At 68.8% G+C, this 16,132-nt stretch carries 20 protein-coding genes and 1 pseudogene; 12 read left to right on the top strand and 9 right to left on the bottom strand.

From position 1 onward, the window contains the following. Nucleotides 1-66: 66 nt before the first annotated feature. The 10 genes and pseudogenes from GBA65_RS07800 to GBA65_RS07755 all read left to right on the top strand — a co-directional run bounded on the left by GBA65_RS07800 (nt 67) and on the right by GBA65_RS07755 (nt 7,466). Nucleotides 67-1,428, top strand: a complete 1,362-nt coding sequence (locus tag GBA65_RS07800) for a cytochrome ubiquinol oxidase subunit I (RefSeq protein WP_166396095.1) — start codon at nt 67-69, stop codon at nt 1,426-1,428. A gap of 16 nt (nt 1,429-1,444) precedes the next feature. Next, on the top strand, nt 1,445-2,485 hold the full coding sequence (gene cydB, locus GBA65_RS07795; protein ID WP_166396094.1) for a cytochrome d ubiquinol oxidase subunit II: 1,041 nt from the start codon (nt 1,445-1,447) through the stop codon (nt 2,483-2,485). 392 nt (nt 2,486-2,877) lie between these two features. Further along, complete coding sequence (locus GBA65_RS07790; RefSeq protein WP_166396093.1) at nt 2,878-4,476, top strand: glutamate-cysteine ligase family protein; 1,599 nt, start codon at nt 2,878-2,880, stop codon at nt 4,474-4,476. Between the two features lie 88 nt (nt 4,477-4,564). Beyond that, the gene (locus tag GBA65_RS07785) at nt 4,565-4,918 is read left to right on the top strand and encodes a hypothetical protein (protein ID WP_166396092.1); all 354 of its coding nucleotides are present in this window, start codon (nt 4,565-4,567) and stop codon (nt 4,916-4,918) included. Between the two features lie 2 nt (nt 4,919-4,920). Then, nucleotides 4,921-5,073 (top strand): hypothetical protein, encoded by a 153-nt coding sequence (locus tag GBA65_RS07780; protein WP_166396091.1) that lies wholly within the window; start codon nt 4,921-4,923, stop codon nt 5,071-5,073. A 63-nt stretch (nt 5,074-5,136) separates the two neighbouring features. Beyond that, a pseudogene (locus tag GBA65_RS07775) lies at nt 5,137-5,472 on the top strand (tryptophan-rich sensory protein); the annotation flags it as partial. Between the two features lie 174 nt (nt 5,473-5,646). Next, nucleotides 5,647-5,967: a DUF6176 family protein gene (locus GBA65_RS07770; RefSeq protein WP_228281928.1), complete on the top strand. Its 321-nt coding sequence runs from the start codon at nt 5,647-5,649 to the stop codon at nt 5,965-5,967. 185 nt (nt 5,968-6,152) lie between these two features. After that, entirely contained in the window at nt 6,153-6,407 is a 255-nt protein-coding gene (locus tag GBA65_RS07765) for a YgaP family membrane protein (protein ID WP_166396089.1), read from the top strand. Between the two features lie 98 nt (nt 6,408-6,505). Next, entirely contained in the window at nt 6,506-6,961 is a 456-nt protein-coding gene (locus GBA65_RS07760) for a cupin domain-containing protein (protein ID WP_207956224.1), read from the top strand. 127 nt (nt 6,962-7,088) lie between these two features. Further along, nucleotides 7,089-7,466, top strand: coding sequence for a hypothetical protein (locus GBA65_RS07755; RefSeq protein WP_166396088.1), 378 nt, complete (start codon nt 7,089-7,091; stop codon nt 7,464-7,466). A 242-nt stretch (nt 7,467-7,708) separates the two neighbouring features. On the opposite strand, the gene GBA65_RS07750 is transcribed toward GBA65_RS07755, so the two are convergent. Further along, entirely contained in the window at nt 7,709-8,524 is an 816-nt protein-coding gene (locus tag GBA65_RS07750) for a universal stress protein (protein ID WP_166396087.1), read from the bottom strand. A gap of 645 nt (nt 8,525-9,169) precedes the next feature. On the opposite strand from GBA65_RS07750, the gene GBA65_RS07745 reads away from it, so the two are divergent. Together GBA65_RS07745 and GBA65_RS07740 are read left to right on the top strand one after the other, a co-directional pair. Further along, entirely contained in the window at nt 9,170-9,538 is a 369-nt protein-coding gene (locus GBA65_RS07745) for a hypothetical protein (RefSeq protein ID WP_166396086.1), read from the top strand. Between the two features lie 78 nt (nt 9,539-9,616). After that, nucleotides 9,617-9,922 carry a DUF4383 domain-containing protein gene (locus tag GBA65_RS07740; RefSeq protein ID WP_166396085.1) on the top strand — a complete coding sequence of 102 codons (306 nt, stop codon included), beginning with the start codon at nt 9,617-9,619 and terminating at the stop codon, nt 9,920-9,922. Between the two features lie 238 nt (nt 9,923-10,160). On the opposite strand, the gene GBA65_RS07735 is transcribed toward GBA65_RS07740, so the two are convergent. The 8 genes from GBA65_RS07735 to GBA65_RS07700 all read right to left on the bottom strand — a co-directional run bounded on the left by GBA65_RS07735 (nt 10,161) and on the right by GBA65_RS07700 (nt 15,984). After that, nucleotides 10,161-10,478, bottom strand: a complete 318-nt coding sequence (locus GBA65_RS07735; protein ID WP_166396084.1) for a hypothetical protein — start codon at nt 10,476-10,478, stop codon at nt 10,161-10,163. Between the two features lie 223 nt (nt 10,479-10,701). Next, entirely contained in the window at nt 10,702-11,025 is a 324-nt protein-coding gene (locus tag GBA65_RS07730) for a hypothetical protein (RefSeq protein ID WP_166396083.1), read from the bottom strand. Nucleotides 11,026-11,874: 849 nt separating this feature from the next. Next, nucleotides 11,875-12,795 (bottom strand): DUF5996 family protein, encoded by a 921-nt coding sequence (locus GBA65_RS07725; RefSeq protein ID WP_166396082.1) that lies wholly within the window; start codon nt 12,793-12,795, stop codon nt 11,875-11,877. Between the two features lie 266 nt (nt 12,796-13,061). After that, a complete protein-coding gene (locus GBA65_RS07720) occupies nt 13,062-13,439 on the bottom strand; it encodes a hypothetical protein (protein ID WP_166396081.1) in 378 nt (125 codons plus the stop codon). A 64-nt stretch (nt 13,440-13,503) separates the two neighbouring features. Then, entirely contained in the window at nt 13,504-14,427 is a 924-nt protein-coding gene (locus GBA65_RS07715) for a sodium:calcium antiporter (RefSeq protein WP_166396080.1), read from the bottom strand. A 192-nt stretch (nt 14,428-14,619) separates the two neighbouring features. Continuing rightward, the gene (locus GBA65_RS07710) at nt 14,620-14,991 is read right to left on the bottom strand and encodes a hypothetical protein (protein WP_166396079.1); all 372 of its coding nucleotides are present in this window, start codon (nt 14,989-14,991) and stop codon (nt 14,620-14,622) included. Continuing rightward, nucleotides 14,988-15,305 (bottom strand): hypothetical protein, encoded by a 318-nt coding sequence (locus tag GBA65_RS07705; RefSeq protein WP_166396078.1) that lies wholly within the window; start codon nt 15,303-15,305, stop codon nt 14,988-14,990. Before GBA65_RS07705 ends, GBA65_RS07710 begins: the two co-directional genes overlap by 4 nt. Nucleotides 15,306-15,519: 214 nt before the next feature. Then, entirely contained in the window at nt 15,520-15,984 is a 465-nt protein-coding gene (locus tag GBA65_RS07700) for a hypothetical protein (protein WP_166396077.1), read from the bottom strand. Nucleotides 15,985-16,132: the final 148 nt, after the last annotated feature.

Below are 16,132 nucleotides of genomic sequence, written 5' to 3'. Positions count from 1 at the left end.
CGGCCCGGGGACTCGAATGCAAACATCGGCGGACCCGCGGGGGCCGTCTCGACGGGAGGTAAGGATTTGGAAGACGCGTTGCTGGCAAGCCGATTGCAGTTCGCCTTCACGGCGGCCTACCACTTTCTGTTTCCGCAGCTCACCATGGGGCTCGCGCTGCTCGTGTTCATCCTCAAGAGCGTCTACATGAGGAACGGCAACGAGACCTGGAACAGGGCGGCGCGGTTCTGGGGGAAGATCTTCGCGATCACCTTCGTTATGGGCGTCGTGACCGGCATCCCGATGGAGTTCCAGTTCGGCACCAACTGGGCCCGCTTCTCCGCGTTCACCGGCGACATCATCGCCCAGACCCTGGCGATGGAGGGCGCCTTCGCCTTTTTCCTCGAGTCAGCCTTCGTCGGGCTCTTCCTCTTCGGCGAGCGCCGCTTCGGCCAGAGGGTCCACTGGTTCTCCTCCCTCATGGTCTTCCTGGGCACGTGGGCCTCGGGCTACTTCATCATCACGACGAACGCCTGGTTGCAGAACCCCGTGGGTTACCGGACGCTGGAGAACGGCGAGATCGAGCTCAACGACTACTGGGCCGTGCTCACGAACCCGTGGATGATCCCGCAGTACGCCCACACCATGGGCGGCGCCACGGTCTGCGGGGCGTTCGCCATGGCCGGCCTCGGAGCCTTTTATCTGCTCTCCGGCCGGTCCGAGCCCTACGGCAGGATCTTCTTGAAGGTCGGCGTGATCGTGGGGGTCGTCGCGAGCGTCTGGATGCTCTGGCCGACGGGCCACGCCCACAGCGACCTGCTCGCCGAGAAGCAGCCGGTCACCCTCGCCGCGATCGAGGGCCACTTCGAGACCGGCCAGGGCGACCTGGTCTTCATCGGGCAGCCGGACGTCGAGAACAGGCGCATCGACAACGCCGTCGCCCTGCCCGGGGGCCTGGGCATCCTGATGTACGGCTCGCCGACCGCCGAGATCCGGGGCCTCGAGGAGTTCCCCAGGGAGGACTGGCCGGACAACATCCCGCTCCTCTACTACTCCTACCACGTCATGGTCGGCCTCGGGACGATCTTTATAGGGCTCCTGGTCATCGCGGCCCTCCTCCTGTGGCGCGGCCGGCTCTACCGGACGCGCCCGATGCTCTGGGCCCTGATGCTCGCCATCCCGTTCCCGTTTATCGCGAATACGGCCGGCTGGCTCACCGCCGAGCTCGGCCGGCAGCCCTGGCTCGCCTACGGCCTCATGCGCACCGCCGACGGGGTCTCCCCGCTCATCTCCTCCGGCAGCGTGCTCTTCACGCTCATAGGTTTCGCCGGGATGTACCTCGTCATGGGCCTGCTCTACGCCGTCTTGATGGTGCGCGAGGTGAGCCACGGCCCCGAGGCCGAAGAGGGCGAGCTGGACGTCCCCGGTTCCGAGCCCGCGACCACCTGAAGAAAGGAGCCTCCCCGTGGAAACGGTCTGGTTTATAGCGGTGGCCTTGATGATCACCGTGTACGTCCTCCTGGACGGCTTCGACCTCGGGGCGGGGGCCATCCACCCCTTCGTCGCCAAAGGCGAGCGGGAGCGACGCCTGGTCCTGCGCTCGATCGGGCCGGTGTGGGACGGGAACGAGGTCTGGATCATCGCCGCCGGCGGCACCCTCTTCTTTGCCTTCCCGCTCTTGTACGCCTCGGGCTTCAGCGGCTTCTACCTGCCCCTCTTCGTCGTGCTCTGGCTCCTCATAATCCGCGGCCTCTCCATAGAGCTGCGCGGGCACATAGAGAACCCCCTCTGGGCCTCTTTCTGGGACGCGGGCTTCTTCCTGGGGAGCGCGCTCCTGGCGGTCTTTTTCGGGGTGGCCCTGGGCAACGTCGTGCGCGGCGTCCCGCTGAACGAGGACGGCGACTTTTTCCAGCCGCTGTGGACGGACTTTAACCCATTCTCCGAAAACCCCGGCATCATCGACCCCTACACCGTGCTCATAGGCGTCCTCGCCCTGACGACCCTGATCGTGCACGGGGCGAACTGGATCGCCCTGAAGACCGAGGACGAGCTGAACGCCCGCGCCCTCCGCTTCTCCCGCGCCTTCTCCCTCGCCCTCGTCCTGCTCACCGCCGTCGCCACCCCCGCCACGTTCTGGGTGAGCCCCTGGATGCTCGAGAGCTTCTCCGAGCGCCCCTACGGCTACGTCCTGCCGCTCGTCGCCGCCGCCGGCCTCGCGGGCACGGTCTACTTCGCGTTCAGGGGGCGCGACCGGGCGGCCTTCCTCTCCTCCGGCGCCTACATCGTCGGGATGCTCACCAGCACCGTCTTCGCCGTCTACCCGAACGTGCTCCCCGCCGTGGACCCGAGGAACAGCCTCACGATCTTCAACGCGGCCTCCTCGGACTACAGCCAGGCGGTCGGGCTCGTCTGGTGGAGCATTGGCATGGCGCTCGCCGCGGTCTACTTCGTCGTCATCTACCGCCTCTTCCGCGGCAAGGTGCGTCTCGAGGACGAAGGTTATTAGGAAGTCGTCGGGCAACGTCCTTTGGCCCCCGATCAAGATTTGTTACTCATACGGTCAATTGTGGTCAATGCGGGACGGACGGCGAGCGCTAATCTGGTCCGCGTGGTGGGAAAGGCCGGTGCCCGGGAGCAGGGGCTACGAGCACCGGTGGAGGAACACGAGGAAGGTGTGCTCATAAAGGCCGCCGTGGCGCACAGCTTTACGGAGCCCCCCGCGCGCGTGGAGCACGTGCCCAGAAGCGCGCCGGGGGCCAGACGACCGGTCGTCCGCACTAGAGGCTCCGGCCGATCCCCCGAAACTCCCAGCGACCGCGAGGAGCCGTCCGCTAGCGAGGGGCGTACCTCCCGGGAACCGACGGGCAGGATCGCAACGCGCGAAGGGGCTTCCCCAGCGTGATCACCGACGGCACCACGCGCCTCGAAGCGCAAGGCAAGCTCCCTTATTCGGCAGAGGTGCCCGTAGCCGCCGATAAGCCGGTCGAGACGCCCTTCTCCAGGAGCGACTCCTCAGTCCCGGTGGCGCGAGGTGCGGAGGCCAAGGGGGTTTCGTCGGCGAACCCAACCGTCGTCCCACCCTACGGCGTTGGGAACGCCCCTCCCCAGTCCGAGACCATCACGGACACAACGCGCGCCGATGCTCTCGAGGACATCGGCTTATGGGTCCCGACGCGCAGGATCGGCCTGGAGCAGGAGTTCTTTCTGGTGGACGAGAAGGGGGAGCTCCGTCAGGAGGCGGATCGCTTCCTCGGGCTCTGCCGCGAGGAGGCCCGGGAAACAGGGCTCGACCCGTCCTGCTTCAAAGGGGAGTGCGCGATGGGCATGGTCGAGATCCTCACGCCCCCGAGCCCCACGTTCGAAGCTCTGGCCGACGTCTACCTGAGCAACTTGAGCCTGGCGTTGAGAGCGTGCGAAAGCCTCGGCCTCAGGCTCTATCCTCTGGGCACCTACCCCTTGCCCGCCGGAACCGTCATGCGCAACGCCCCCCGCTACTGGCTCAAGTCCCGCGTCATAGGGCGCGGGAGGTTTCTGCACGCGGGCAGGTGCGCCGGGACCCACCTGCACCTCGAGCTGCCGCCGGGGACGGCGTGGCCGGACGTCAAGGTGGCCAGGGACGCCCGCGAAGAAGCGCGCCGGGAGATGCTCGACCTCTACAACCTCGCCACGGCCTTCGACCCGGCGCTCGTGGCCCTGACCCGGTCCTGCCCCTTCTACGAGGGGCGCGCCGACGGTCTCGCCGCCCGCACGGCACGATACAGGGGCGGTCTCGGGGTCGACGGGGTCTATGCCACGCTGCAAGAAGTCGGCGGCCTCGCGCCCTACGCGGAGGACGTGGAGGACCTCGTCGAGCGCGAGAGGAGACGAGCCCGGGCCTGGTTCGGGGCGATGGGCGGGGCGGGCGTGGAGCGCCGTTTGTTCGCACGAACTTGCGGCGTCTCCGACAGGTTCTCGTGGAACCCGGTGCGCCTCAGCCGCCACGGGACCGTCGAGATCAGGACCATGGACTCGAACCTCCCGGAGGTGGTCCTCGCGGCGTGCGCGACGGTCTACGGGGCCGCGGAGAGGCTCCGGCGAGATCGCCTGCGGGTAAAGCCCACCGCCGAGACGCGAACCCTTGAGGTCCAGGACGGCGAGTTGCTCGTGCCGTCCTTCGACCTCCTGAGCGGGCGCCTGCTGCGCGCGGCCGTGGAAGTCGGGGCCCCCTCTCCCGAGGTCGCCGCCTACCTCGACTCCCTGGGCGCGTTCGCCCGGCCTCTGGAGGGGGCGGAGATGCGGTCCGTTGGTTGGCTGAAGACCCCGGACGGGGGATACGCAACGACGGAGTCGCGGCTACGGAGCGCGTATCCCTATTCCCACCTCACGCGCGAGGAGGGCCTGGATCTGGTTCTGGAGGCCTGCGGCGAGCTCGAGGTACAGGTATCGGCGCTGAAGGACCGTTTCGGGGCGCCGCACGACGAGCCTCGCCCCGAAGCCGGCCTCGCGATCGCCACGTGACGGGGCCTGCCTCTACCGGGAGGCAGCTACACCGGAGAGAGACGACGGACACTAGGGAGACACCGGAGAAGCCAGCAAGGAGGAGGTCGTGATGAAGAACGGCGCGACGGGGACCGTACGGTTCGGCGACCGGCGGGAGGAAGGGACCCGGCGGTTGCTCTCGCTGCTGAGGGAGAAACTGGAAGAGGCCCACGATGCCGGGGAGGCAGTCCTGAAGCTCGAGCCGGAGGACCTGCGGGGCCTGTGCCTACGGGCGGGGATCGCGGAGGAGGACGCGGCGAGCGCCTTCCGCGCCCTGGTGCGCGCGAACCTGGTGCGGCTGCGCGGACGCTGGCGCGAGGGAGCTTCTGCGGCACGGGCCCCGATCTACGTCGAGCGTCTCGTCGACGGAGGACCGCGCGAATGGGGTACGGGCAGGCTCCGCGAACCAAAGGAAGGTTGAGCATGGAAGAGGCACGCCTCAAGAAACTCGCCAGAGCAGCGTTCCGGCCCGAGCGCTACCGGTGGTGGTACGCGGTCGGCTTCGGGCTCCTGGCCAACCTCCCCTCATGGGCGGCCTTCAGCCCCGAGGACGCCAGGGAGCTCTACGAAAGCTAGGAGCAGGCGCAGTTCGCGCCGCCCTCCTGGGCCTTCGGGCCCGCGTGGACGGTCAACAACGCGAGCGTGTTGTGGGGCAACCTGAGGCTCCTCAACTCGCCCGAGAGCACCCGGGGCAGACGGCCCCTCCTCCTGTTGCAGGGCGCGAGCTGGCCGCTGTACTCGACCTTCTCCTACGTCTACTTCCGCAAGAAGAGCCCGATCCTGGCGCTGGTCTGGACCGGTGCGTACTGGCTCCTGACGGTAGCCAGCGTAGCCTTGAGTCTCAAGAGCGGACGCAGGGACGTCGCCCTCTCGCTCGGTACGCTGCTCGCCTGGCTGACGCTGGCTACGCCCGTGGCGGCCTACGGGGCGGCCCGCAACCCGGACCCGCTGCTCGGCTACGATCCCGGCTACTAGCGACGAGGGGCGAGAGCCCGTAAGGCGAGGCTCCTCGGGCACCGGGCGACGTAGGGCGAAGAGGGACCTCGAGCGTCGCGAGTCGGGCTCGACGCGGCTCGTGGCGCGCCTTGCGTACGCTTCTGTCAAAGAGTAGGCATTCTGCAGGATAGGAGGGTTCACGACGTGCTCGAAATGGGGTTCTTTCGTGTTCGCGAGGCCAAGGTAGACGACCTGAGAAGCTGGATGAAGGAGATCGAAGACCGCGAAGGCGAGGTTCTGGAGACCTTCCGCAACGAGGGCACCCGGCACGAGAGGGCGTTCTTGCTCGAGGGCTCCGACGGGCCGGTTCTCGTGTACGTCATGGAGGTCGACGACCCGGAGAAGGCACGACGCGCCTACGCGGACTCGAAGCTGCCGATCGACGCCGAGCACCGCCGGGTCATGGGCGAGGTACTGGTCGGCGGTGCGGAGGCGGAAGAGCTGCTGAACATAAGCGCCCGCCGGGAACGGTAGGCTCCGGGATGCCTCTCCCTGGATCGGGACGGGGCTCCTTTCGTGTCGCCACCAAACCACTTCGCTCCACGGCCGCGAGATTGAGCAATCCTGACCACGGAGATGATCGATCCCGCTCATGCCGTTCCTGACCTCGCTAATTACATTGAGGGCGCAATCAAGGGCGAGCGAAGGAGGCGAGAGACATGGCGTTCGCGAGGTTCATGTCGCGGCCGATGGGCCGCATCATCAGGGTGGTGCTGGGGCTGGCGATCATCGCGTCCGGGATCTGGATCGGCGGGACGACGGGGATCGTCGTCGGGCTGATCGGCCTGGCGCCGATCGCGGCCGGGGCCTTCAACTTCTGCCTGGCCGGGCCGATCGTCGGCGGCTACTTCGAGGGGCGCAAGAACCTCGAGGCCCCTCCGTCAGGGCCGCGGCGGACGACGCCCCAGCACTGAAACGACTGGTGGGGCGAGGACCCGCACGAGGTCGTTGCCCCGCCCGAGAAATGGTCATGAGCGGCCCGTAGGGGGTCGCTCGGGAGAGGAGGCAGGGCATGCAAGCGCCAGCGCGTATGCAGGGCAAGAGCCTGGATTCGCCCGACGAGGTCCGCTCGTTCGAGAAGGGCAGGATGGACGTCGTCAACCTCGGCGGTGATGTCGTCGCGGGCAGGGCCGTCTTCGAGCCGGGGTGGCGGTGGTCCGAGCACGTCAAGCCCGTTGCGGGGACCGACAGCTGTCAGGTCGCGCACGTGGGTTACGTGCTCTCCGGGCGCCTGCACGTCAGGATGGACGACGGCTCCGAAGGGGAGCTCGGCCCCGGGGACGCGATGACGATCCCCCCGGGCCACGACGCGTGGACCGTGGGCGACGAGCCGTGCACGATGCTCGACTTCTCGGGGGCCGAGCGTTACGCCAGGGAAAAGACGGCCGCCACGAGCGGGACTCGGGAGAGGGAGCAAAAGGGCAAGGTGTCGTTCGACAAGATCAAGGGGCCCTTGTTCCCCGCGTGAGCTTCGCCCTCGGCAATCCGTTCCACGCAGGAGTCCCGTGGAAGGGGATGGAGGCAGCCCCGTAGGCGATGAGCGGCGTACCGTCAAGGCAAAGGGGCCCCTTCAGGCGCCCGGAGAGGAGAGATTGGTGAACACCCAACGGAGGTTCCTCCCCGAGAGGATCCTGCACCGTATCGAGGACCACATAGACGAGTGGCGCAGGCGGGAGGGCGTCCGCGAGGCCGAGCTCGCCGAGCACCGAGCCAAGCTTTGGGAGGAGGCGGCGAAGCGGGAGAAGCTTCTCGCGGAGGCCATCGGGGAGGAGGAGGCCAGACAAACCTCCGTGGAGGACGTGGTGAGGCGACACCGCGTCGTCTTCGTGGTGCACTCCGGGGAGGCCGCCGAGGCCCTCGAGACCTTCGCCCACGAAAGTTCCCGGCTCATGAACGTCATCCCCGGCCGGAACAGCCGCACGAACGGTACGGGCGTCAAGGGCTCCTGGCTCATCTTCGAAGACCCGTCCTGAGCGACCGTCTCCCATCGCGCTCCCGCCGCGTGGCCGGGGGGCATACCGGGAACCGGCGGCGACTTTGCCGAAGGGCGCCCTCCCGCGGGTAACCCGCGCCTCCGGCGACGCTTCCGCGGTAGTGCAACCGGAGAGCGGGGCACGACCGCGGCCCGGCCGGTCGGGAACGCCGGCTCCCCGGTACGCCCCGCCTCATCACCGATGGGGTACGACGTACCGGGGGCGGTTGGCCCGGCGGAGCCTCAGCGTCCGGTCCCGTTGGTGGGAACGCGCTCGTTTCGCCGGATCATCGGCGCGACCTCGCCCTTCTCTCCTTCGACCCCGGGCCTGGTAGGGCATATCAGCAGCGGTCCCCCGTAGGCCCTCAGCACCGAGATCGGGACGTCGCCCGTCCTCGCGCGCCGGGTGGTCCCCGGGCCGGGGTCGCCGACGATCACGAGCGAGCGTTCGCGTTCGCGGACGGCGTCCAATATGGCCTCTACCGGATCTCCCGCGACGAGTCGGGTCTCCGTGGGAGGGCTCCCACGCACCTCCGTCTTCGCGGCAGAGCGTACGGCGGGCTCGGGACGGGCGGGCAGAACGAGGCTCGTCGTCCCGAAGAGGTCGCCCAGGCGCGAGGCCAGGGCCCTCGCCGTCTTCGCGCCGTCCGAACCGCCGTCCCAGACCACCACTTGCTCCGGGGGCCATCGCTGCCCGACGCCCCGTGCCACGAGGACCGGTATCCTGGAGGAGCGGATCACCCCCTCGGAGACGCTGCCCAGGAGGAGGCGCCCGAACGGACCGAGGTTCCGGCTGCCGAGGACCAACATACCGGCGCCCACCTCCTCGCCGAAACCCAGGATCTCTTCGACCGTGGGCCCGACCCTCAAGTACGCCCCCGCCACCCTGCCGCCCGCCTCTTCCACGCACCCGGCCATCTCGAAGAGCAGCTCCTCCACCTCTTGCTCGTAGAGGTCCTGGTAGAGGTCGGGCCTCACCTCGGCGTAGACGTGCGGAGGGATCGCGCGCGCCACGTGCAGCAAGTAGAGCGCGGCCCCTCCCCCCTCGGCGAGGTCCACCGCAACGCGGCCGGCGGGCCTGCTTCCCCCGGATCGTCCATAGCGAGCAAAATCTTCCGTGGAAACTCCATCCCTACGCTGCTCCTCGTCGACCTACATCGCCCGTCCGGCCTCTGCCCGAAGCGGAGACCGCCCAATGCTGCGCCGCTCCTCCTTCCGATGGTGCACCGCTACTCGTGACCCAACTTCGGCGAAGTTTCCATGCCTGGCTCCTCCATGCCCTACGCCTGCGATCGGTGGCGGAGGCGGGCGCTAACGGTGGTAGGTGAAGGGAGGGGGGAGAAGGGGCGCCCGCCTGCCGTAACAAGATCTTGGCACGACGCAGGCCGAACGCCCTGACCAAACTTGGCTATAGAGGGACGCTATTTTGGCTATTTTGCCCGTATGCGTCGAACGTCCGTCGGTCATCTCGACGGCACGGTGAAGCTCGAAGCCGAAGGGGCGACGCATCCCTCTGAGGTTCAAGGTAATAGATGGCCGCCGTCCAACACCCGCCCTCCCCCTCGACGCAAAACGCCGCTCGCCGGCCGAAGAACAACCGAATTGGCACAATCTTGCTACTTATTTGGCAAATGTTCGCGATGGAAGGAGTGCGCCCGACGGATAAATTGCGTCCGCAAGTTCTTCCTGGGAAGGGAGGTACGGTTGGAGACGACGAAGCCGGCCGGGCCGATCGTGGGGGTTGCGCCTCCGGTCGCCGCGCCGCAGGCAGGAGCGGTAACCGAAGGGTCACTGGGGCGGGCCTCCGGGGGTGTCGGGGCGCTCGGGGTGTTCTTCGGGTGGGTGGCCAGCATGGCCGGACTCTTCGCCGCAGCCCTGGGGATCATCAGCGTGGACGTCTCGCCCGAGGCGGTCGGAATCGCACTAGGGATCACCGGGTACGCCCTGGGCGCCAGGGGACCGGGGGCGTTCACGGTCGTCGTTTCGACGGTCATGCTCCTGATCGTGCTGGTGGCGGGTATGGGCGAGCTGCCCGGCCTCGTGGGGCCGACCGACCCGCTCGCCAGCCCCTGAGGCGTTGCGCTTGGGTTCACCGTTGACGGCGGAGAGCACGCACGGGGAACTGGGTAGCTCTCGGGGAAGGAGACGGAGATGAGCGAGACGGCGCGGACCTTCTCGCTGGTGGTGGGCATCGCGTTCGTGCTGCTCGGGCTCCTGGGGTTCGTCCCCGGCATCACGACGGACGAAGGGTTGCTGTTCGGGTTCATGGGCGTCGACGCGTTGCACAACGCGATCCACCTCGTCGTCGGCGCCCTCGGGGTAGCGGCCTACTACTACGCCGGTTGGGCGAGGCGCCACTGCCGGGGGCTCGGGGTGCTCTTCCTGCTGATCGGCACCCTCGAGTTCGCCCCGCAGCTCAGCGGACGCCGAGGGGGTAGGATCTCCCCCTCGCACTGAGGGACCCGAGGCCGTTGGCCTCGGGTCCGCAAGAGGACCGGCGGGCTTCCGCCGGTCCTCTTGCCGGCGTGAGCGGTGGATCCTCTTTCACACAGCCTAGCCGACTGCTTGGGAGCGGTAGAACGTTCGAGAATGCGGCAAGGACCCTCAGTTCGATCCGACGCCGCGTGGGACCGCGTTTCGCGGTACGGTCCGGCTCACGAGTCCAGGCGCGCTTCTTCGAGGTCGAGATCGCGCTCTATGCGATGGAGCGCCTCGTCGGAGATCTCGCCTTCGTCCCGCAGCCGGACCAGCCGCTCGCGCTGCGCCCGGACCAGCTCGTGTACGAGGCACTGGTATGCCCTGGAGCGCTCCTCGAGTAAGCCGCCAGGAATAACAGAGGCAGCAGGAAGAGCAGGACCACGATCTCGGGGTCCTGCTTGACCCTGGGGAGTCCCGGCACGGACGCAAGCGCCAGGCTGCCCAAGACCAGCAGGATCGGGTACGGGACCCCGATCCTGCGTGCCACCGTCGCCAGCGCCGCTACGGCGGCGAGCAGCACCATAACCAGGCTCAACTCCGAGACGCGGTACCCCCCCTTCGAACGAGCACCTCCGCCACGACCCCTCGCTCGTGCCACTCCGCTACCCCCGAGGCGCGCGTTTCCTATCCCCGGACGCAATCGTACGGGCGCGCTCGCTCCGCAAACCCGGCGCGTGTTCCTTCGAAACCTACCGGAACGCGTTTGGCGTCGTCCTCGAGCACCGTTCGGCTCCGGCACCTCGGGCCCTCCGCAGGGGCTAACTCCTGAAGGTGTCGCTTTCGGGCGTGTGTTGTCCCTCTATGGCCGGCCTGGAGCTCGGGGCGAGCTCCCCGGAGGAGAAGTCCTCGCCCATCGCCTTACGGGCGGCCGCGACGAGCTTGGGGTTGTCGAGGATCTTCTCCACCTCGTCCGGGGAGGCGTTGCGCCTGACGTACTCCTCCTGCGTCACCTCCCTGAGGTTCGCCCCGTCGCTGATCCGGTACATGATGTAGTCGAGCACCTTCTCGAGCCGCCGGGACGGGTAGGGCCCAAAGATCTTGGCCCAGAAATTGGCCCAAAAGGTGTTCTTTTTCCGCTGCACGTCGCCTCCTTCTGCCGATCTCCCCGCGGCTTGTGGACCCCGAGGTACCCGTGCTCCTGCTACCCGTCTCCGTCGGGCGGCCCGCTCGGGCTCGCCGTGCTGGACGAGCCGGGCCGGCAACCGTCTTCTGCGGACGGAGGCAGGGCGAGCCCTGCCCGTTCCTGATCGCCCGGTTCGGGGCCTCCCCCTCGGCGACGCCCGTCGCGAACCCCGCAAATCTCGTCCAGCAGGCCGTTGATCTGGCCCTGCGTCTCCAGCCCGCTCAGCGTGTCCGGCAACCCGCTCACCCCTCTTTCTCTGCGCCCTACCTTCTTTTCGAGGCCGACGGCGGAGACCGATTTCTCGGCTACAGCCGCTTCCGGAACCCGGGTGGCGTCCCCGAGCAAGCGGAGCGCCGGGCGAGAGCTTCGCGGACCGCGACGGTCGCCGTCGCGCTCTCGGGTCCGATCCTGCGCCTCGTCGCGGCTTCCACCTCGCCACCTTCGGGTCGGCCTACGGGCACAATCTATGCGAAGGGGCGCCGCCGGGGATCAACGAAATTGCTCAATAAATTAGTCATTGTTCGGCGGCAAGCACGGGCCAAGGGAGCAGAAGAGCCCGCGCACCCCGACGCTGGCACTCGCTCGTCGGTTTGGCGGGAACCGCGATGCTTCGGGCCCCGCACGACCCCCTTCGTTAGCCCGTCGCGGAAGTCGCACCCGGCCGGGCAAGCTCGGGCGCGGGCAGCGAGGACCCATCTCGTCCCCGGCCCCGAGGACGCACGGGGCCAAACGCAGGGCCGGCGGCGAACCCGTCCCTTTGCCGAGGCTCCCCGCCCCTCCCACTGTACCGTTCGCGCCTGTCTGCCCCCTACCCTGGGGTTCTCGCCTCGAGGTCTGCGGCGTACCAGTTCGCGGTCTTCGCCCCCGCCTCGTACGCGCTCTGCAAGAATCCCAGCAGGGTATCCCTCGGCGAGGCGCTGCTTCGGACCTCCTCGTAGGGCAAGAGCGCCGCGCCGCCCTCCTGCCAGGCGGCCGCGTCCGGGCTCAGGAGCTGTTCGGTGAGGCCCCCGGGCTCGGGTGCGGTGTAGGAGTAGAAGGCGGGCTCTGGCACATTCCGGTCCCCGGGCCAGAAGCCGCAGGAGATCACCTCGTGCGAGTAGGCCTCGCGGGTGACGGGGTCGGTGCCCTCGGGCAACGGCGCGCGCTTTCCCGAGAAGCGCGTCACGGCCAGGTCGAAGCTGTGCCAGTAGAGGTGCACGGGGCTCTGCTTGCCGTTGAAGCGGCTCGCATACTCCCCGAAGACCTGGTTCGCCCACGCGAGCACGCGGTGGTAGCGCCGCACGTGGGACCGCTCGCAGGCGCGGTGGCGGGTGTTCTCCGCCAGCGTGTGCTCGTCGTCGAGGTCGAAGGGTTTGGTGTTGATGGAGGCCTCTATGCCCAAGAAGCCGAGACCATCGAAGAGCCTGCCGTAAAACTCGGCGACGGGGAGGTCGTCCAGCGCGAAGCCGAACGCCCCGCCCTCGCTCGTGGTCGCGAGGAGACGGTTCTCCAGCAGGTCGAAGGAGAGGTCGAAGGTTCCCGCCCGGTACGGGACCGGTCCGGTGGTAAGCCCGTGCGGGGTCACGTAGAGGGTGACGTGCCACCAGTGGTTTCTCGGCGGGGAGAGCTCCATGCGGACCTTGCCTACTATCTGGCAGTAGCGGTGCAGCGTCTCCTTGGTGTCCTCCCACTCATCTAACGGCAGAGGCGGTAGCTCCACCTCCAAAAGGAACGTCGATCCGGCATCCATCCTCGGCTCCTCCTTCGTCTTTCGTCCGTCCTCGACTCGCCTCCGTAGCCCTCGTCGCCGGAGTTCATCCCTTCCGGATGGGCGTCCCTCGGCCCGCAAGCACGAGGCCGCGAAACCCCGATCACAACCCGGCAGCGTACTCCGCGGCGTCTCCGGCAGTCGGAGCAGTCGCTCACGAGAGCGAGGCACGTGGTAGCGACGGGGCGGTCCGATCCCGGCGCGCTCCTGGCTATTGCGCGTGCGGGTTCATACCCCGGCGGGCCCTCTCAGGGACGCGGATCGGGAGGGGCGGACGGAGAGGCATCCCGGTCGTGTCCCCCGAGGGACTCACCCGCCACCTCCTCCCCGGTCACGGGCTCGCTCAGGGCCACCTCGTAGCGCTCGACCGAGGCCACTCTCTCCCCTGCCACGGCCGCGCTCTCCGTGCGGGCCCGGCGCACGGCCTCCTCGCTGCGCGCCATGTCCTCCTCCGTCTCCCAGAGCGTCATGGCCAGGGAGCGCCCGCTCTCCGGGTCGAACATCAGGTACATGCCCCGGAAACCCTCCTGGAGCCGCGCGACCGGCAATAACTGCCTGCGCGCCAGGCGTATCCCCTCCGCCGTCTGCTCGGCAAGACCCTCGAAGGTGCTTATTCTCGCGAACATTCCATCTCCTTCCTTCGCTCCCTTTATATGCTCCTTCTCCCCGGGAGACGCCCCCAGGTTCAGGCTACCCGATCCAGAGGATCGTGGTCAGGTACGCGGCGTAGAGGGCCAGGAGCGATGCACCGCGCCGGCGCCCGAGCAGGCCGTCTCGCCCCGGCCACGTCGCGGCCACGGTGACGAGCCCGAAGACCAGACCCACCGCCACCTCGTCGACCGCGACGCGGAAGGGCGAAAGGACGGTCACCAGCCCGACGACGAAGAGGCCGTTGAAGACGTTGCTGCCCAGGATCGTGCCCAGACCCACCTCCTCGTGGCCCCGCAGCGCCGAGACGAGGGCCACCGCCAGCTCCGGCGTGCCGGTCGCCGCCGCCACCACCGTCGCGCCGACGACGAAGTAGTCGAGCCCCAGGGCGGGAGCTATCTGCTCGGCGCTAGTCACGATCAGGCGCCCGGCCGCGACGAGGAGGGCGAGCCCCGCGGCGCAGAGCAGCGCCGCCCGCGGACCGCTCCGCTCCCCGAGCACCTCGTCCGCAACGCTCCTCTGCTTGCGCGCCTCGAAGGTGATCGCAACGAGCCAGGCGACGAACAAGCCGAGCAGCACGACCCCGTCGGCCCGCGACATCTCGCCGTCGAAGACCGTCACGCCGACGACCACAGGGGCCAGGAGCGCGACCGGTAGATCTCGTCGTACGCTGTCGCGCGGGGCGCGGATGGCGGAGAAGAGCAGCGTGGCACCCAGGATCAGGGCGACGTTCACCACGTTGGAGCCCAGGGCGTCGCCGAGCGCGATGTTCGGCGCGTCCTCGAGCGCCGCGTTCACCGCCACCGAGAGCTCCGGGCTGGAGGTCGCGAACGCCGCGAACGTCGCCGCGACGATGCCCGGCGGCACCCGCGCCCAATCGGCCACCCCGACGATGCCACGCACGAATATCTCCCCGCCCAATCCGGCGCACAGCACCCCCAAAACCAGCAAGGCGTACGCGTTCAAGCCGTCCCTCGCGGCGCCATCCCCGCCACTGCGGCATCCCGCAACGTCGGGCTACCCGGACAGGCCCTCGAGCCGGAGGGGCGAGACCGGTTGCCCCTCATCCCACCCACTCCTGCCCGGCAGACCAGGCCAAGCCGCCCGGTTCTCGCTCGCTCCTCACCAGAGATCCGGCCCGGTTCTTCCCCACCTCCTTCACGCCGAACCCGGCCGCGCGCTCCCGCCGCCCCGACTGCCGCTCACCCCCTCGCGCCCGGCGGCGACGAGGTACGCGATGCTCGCGACGAAGAGCGACAGCTGGATCAAGGACGCAACGGACGAGTCCCCGCCCAGCAGGGCCTTCACCCCGCGCAGGCTCCCGAGCGTCAGGATCGCGGCGAGCGCGACGGCCGAGTAGAGGCCCGCGAAGCGCGAGCATGGCCGCGCCATCATCCAGCCGGCCACCGCCATCGGCACGCCGAAGAAGGCCGGTACGAGCGCCGTTGTGCCCGCGGCTCCGGACGCCGCGTAACCGATCACCCCGACCAGGACCAGAGCTACCCCGAAACCTAACGTCAGCTTGGTCATGCTCTCCTCCTTCGTGTATTTCTTATGCTCCTGGACTTCGTGTAGGCGTCCCGCCGGTGCCCCCTACATCGGGCCGTGGGTGTTTCCGGTTCCGCCGTGCGGGGGCCTTCGAGCTCGAGGCGGGAGCCGCGACCGCGCAGGTCGGGGACCGCGCCGCACGCCGCCCGATTGGAGCCTCCGCCGCCGTGCAAAACGACCAGCTTCGCCGGCGCCTCCGGGTTGGGGTAGCGATCCACGTGGGCGAGCACGCCGCCCCAGCGGACGAGCTCCTCTGCCGGCTTCTCGCCCTCGCCGACGCGCCACTCCTCGGGCATCAGGGCTCTTGCTGGCGCCGCCACTCCATCCGCGAGGCGTAGGTCGGCCCCGTCATCCCGGTCGCCCCCGTTTGCCTGCTCTCCACGAGCGCCTCCTCCCTCGCCTAACTCTCCGAAGGTCCTCCGCCGGGGTCGTCACCCGTCCCCAGGAGATTTTCCTGAACGTCAGGCACCTCCTCCCTCCGTCGGATGCTCCTACCTCCGTCTCCTCCGCCTATGGTTCTCTCGGTATCGTCCACGAGGGCGAGCAGGTCCCCAAGCGACGGGTTGAGGACCTCCCGGACCTGCCCCCGACGACGAACCTAGACGGCTCCGCGGGCTCCGCGGAGATCTCGGCCCTGGCGAGCACGCTCGCGTCGGCCGCGTCTCCGACGCTGTCCGTGATGACGAGGAGGGGCTCCAGGCGCGCTACGGCCCCGTCGAGCTCCTCGGGCGGGACGTGCTCGACCACCGCGCGCGGACGGTAAGAGAGGATGGCGCTGGCGAACGCCTCCCCGTAGACGTTGTACTCCTGCCCCAGCGCGATCACGACGCGCAGCCCACCGGGTCCGGCGGACACGACTCCGTGATCGCGGGCGTTCACCCGCTCTCCCGGGTACTTTGCGACCCCGTCCGAGACGCGTCCGCCTGCGCGTTCCGTCGGCGTTCGCCACGTCCCGAGGACTCGAATCTTACCCACTTCGTTTCCTCCTCCGGGAGACGCCCGGGAGGGCGCCGAGCGGCCCCGGGCGTCTCGCGGAAGACACGGCCCTCCGCTCCCTCACCGGCGACCCCGTCCACGCCACGCTGCGAGAAGGTCTCGGGCGCCCGCCGGACGCGCGGCCCCC

This window comes from Rubrobacter marinus, assembly GCF_011492965.1.
GTDB lineage: Bacteria > Actinomycetota > Rubrobacteria > Rubrobacterales > Rubrobacteraceae > Rubrobacter_F > Rubrobacter_F marinus.
The sequence above is the reverse complement of the archived record's forward strand: the minus strand, read 5'-3'. Positions and strand labels throughout refer to the sequence as shown.

Bases quoted from the DNA above. Each gene is read 5' to 3' on its own strand.
- GBA65_RS07780 (WP_166396091.1), top strand. From the start codon at position 4,921: ATGGAAGAGGCACGCCTCAAGAAACTCGCCAGAGCAGCGTTCCGGCCC.
- GBA65_RS07770 (WP_228281928.1), top strand. From the start codon at position 5,647: ATGGGGTTCTTTCGTGTTCGCGAGGCCAAGGTAGACGACCTGAGAAGC.
- GBA65_RS07765 (WP_166396089.1), top strand. From the start codon at position 6,153: ATGGCGTTCGCGAGGTTCATGTCGCGGCCGATGGGCCGCATCATCAGG.
- GBA65_RS07760 (WP_207956224.1), top strand. From the start codon at position 6,506: ATGCAAGCGCCAGCGCGTATGCAGGGCAAGAGCCTGGATTCGCCCGAC.
- GBA65_RS07740 (WP_166396085.1), top strand. From the start codon at position 9,617: ATGAGCGAGACGGCGCGGACCTTCTCGCTGGTGGTGGGCATCGCGTTC.
- GBA65_RS07725 (WP_166396082.1), bottom strand. From the start codon at position 12,795: ATGGATGCCGGATCGACGTTCCTTTTGGAGGTGGAGCTACCGCCTCTG.
- GBA65_RS07720 (WP_166396081.1), bottom strand. From the start codon at position 13,439: ATGTTCGCGAGAATAAGCACCTTCGAGGGTCTTGCCGAGCAGACGGCG.
- GBA65_RS07710 (WP_166396079.1), bottom strand. From the start codon at position 14,991: ATGACCAAGCTGACGTTAGGTTTCGGGGTAGCTCTGGTCCTGGTCGGG.
- GBA65_RS07705 (WP_166396078.1), bottom strand. From the start codon at position 15,305: ATGCCCGAGGAGTGGCGCGTCGGCGAGGGCGAGAAGCCGGCAGAGGAG.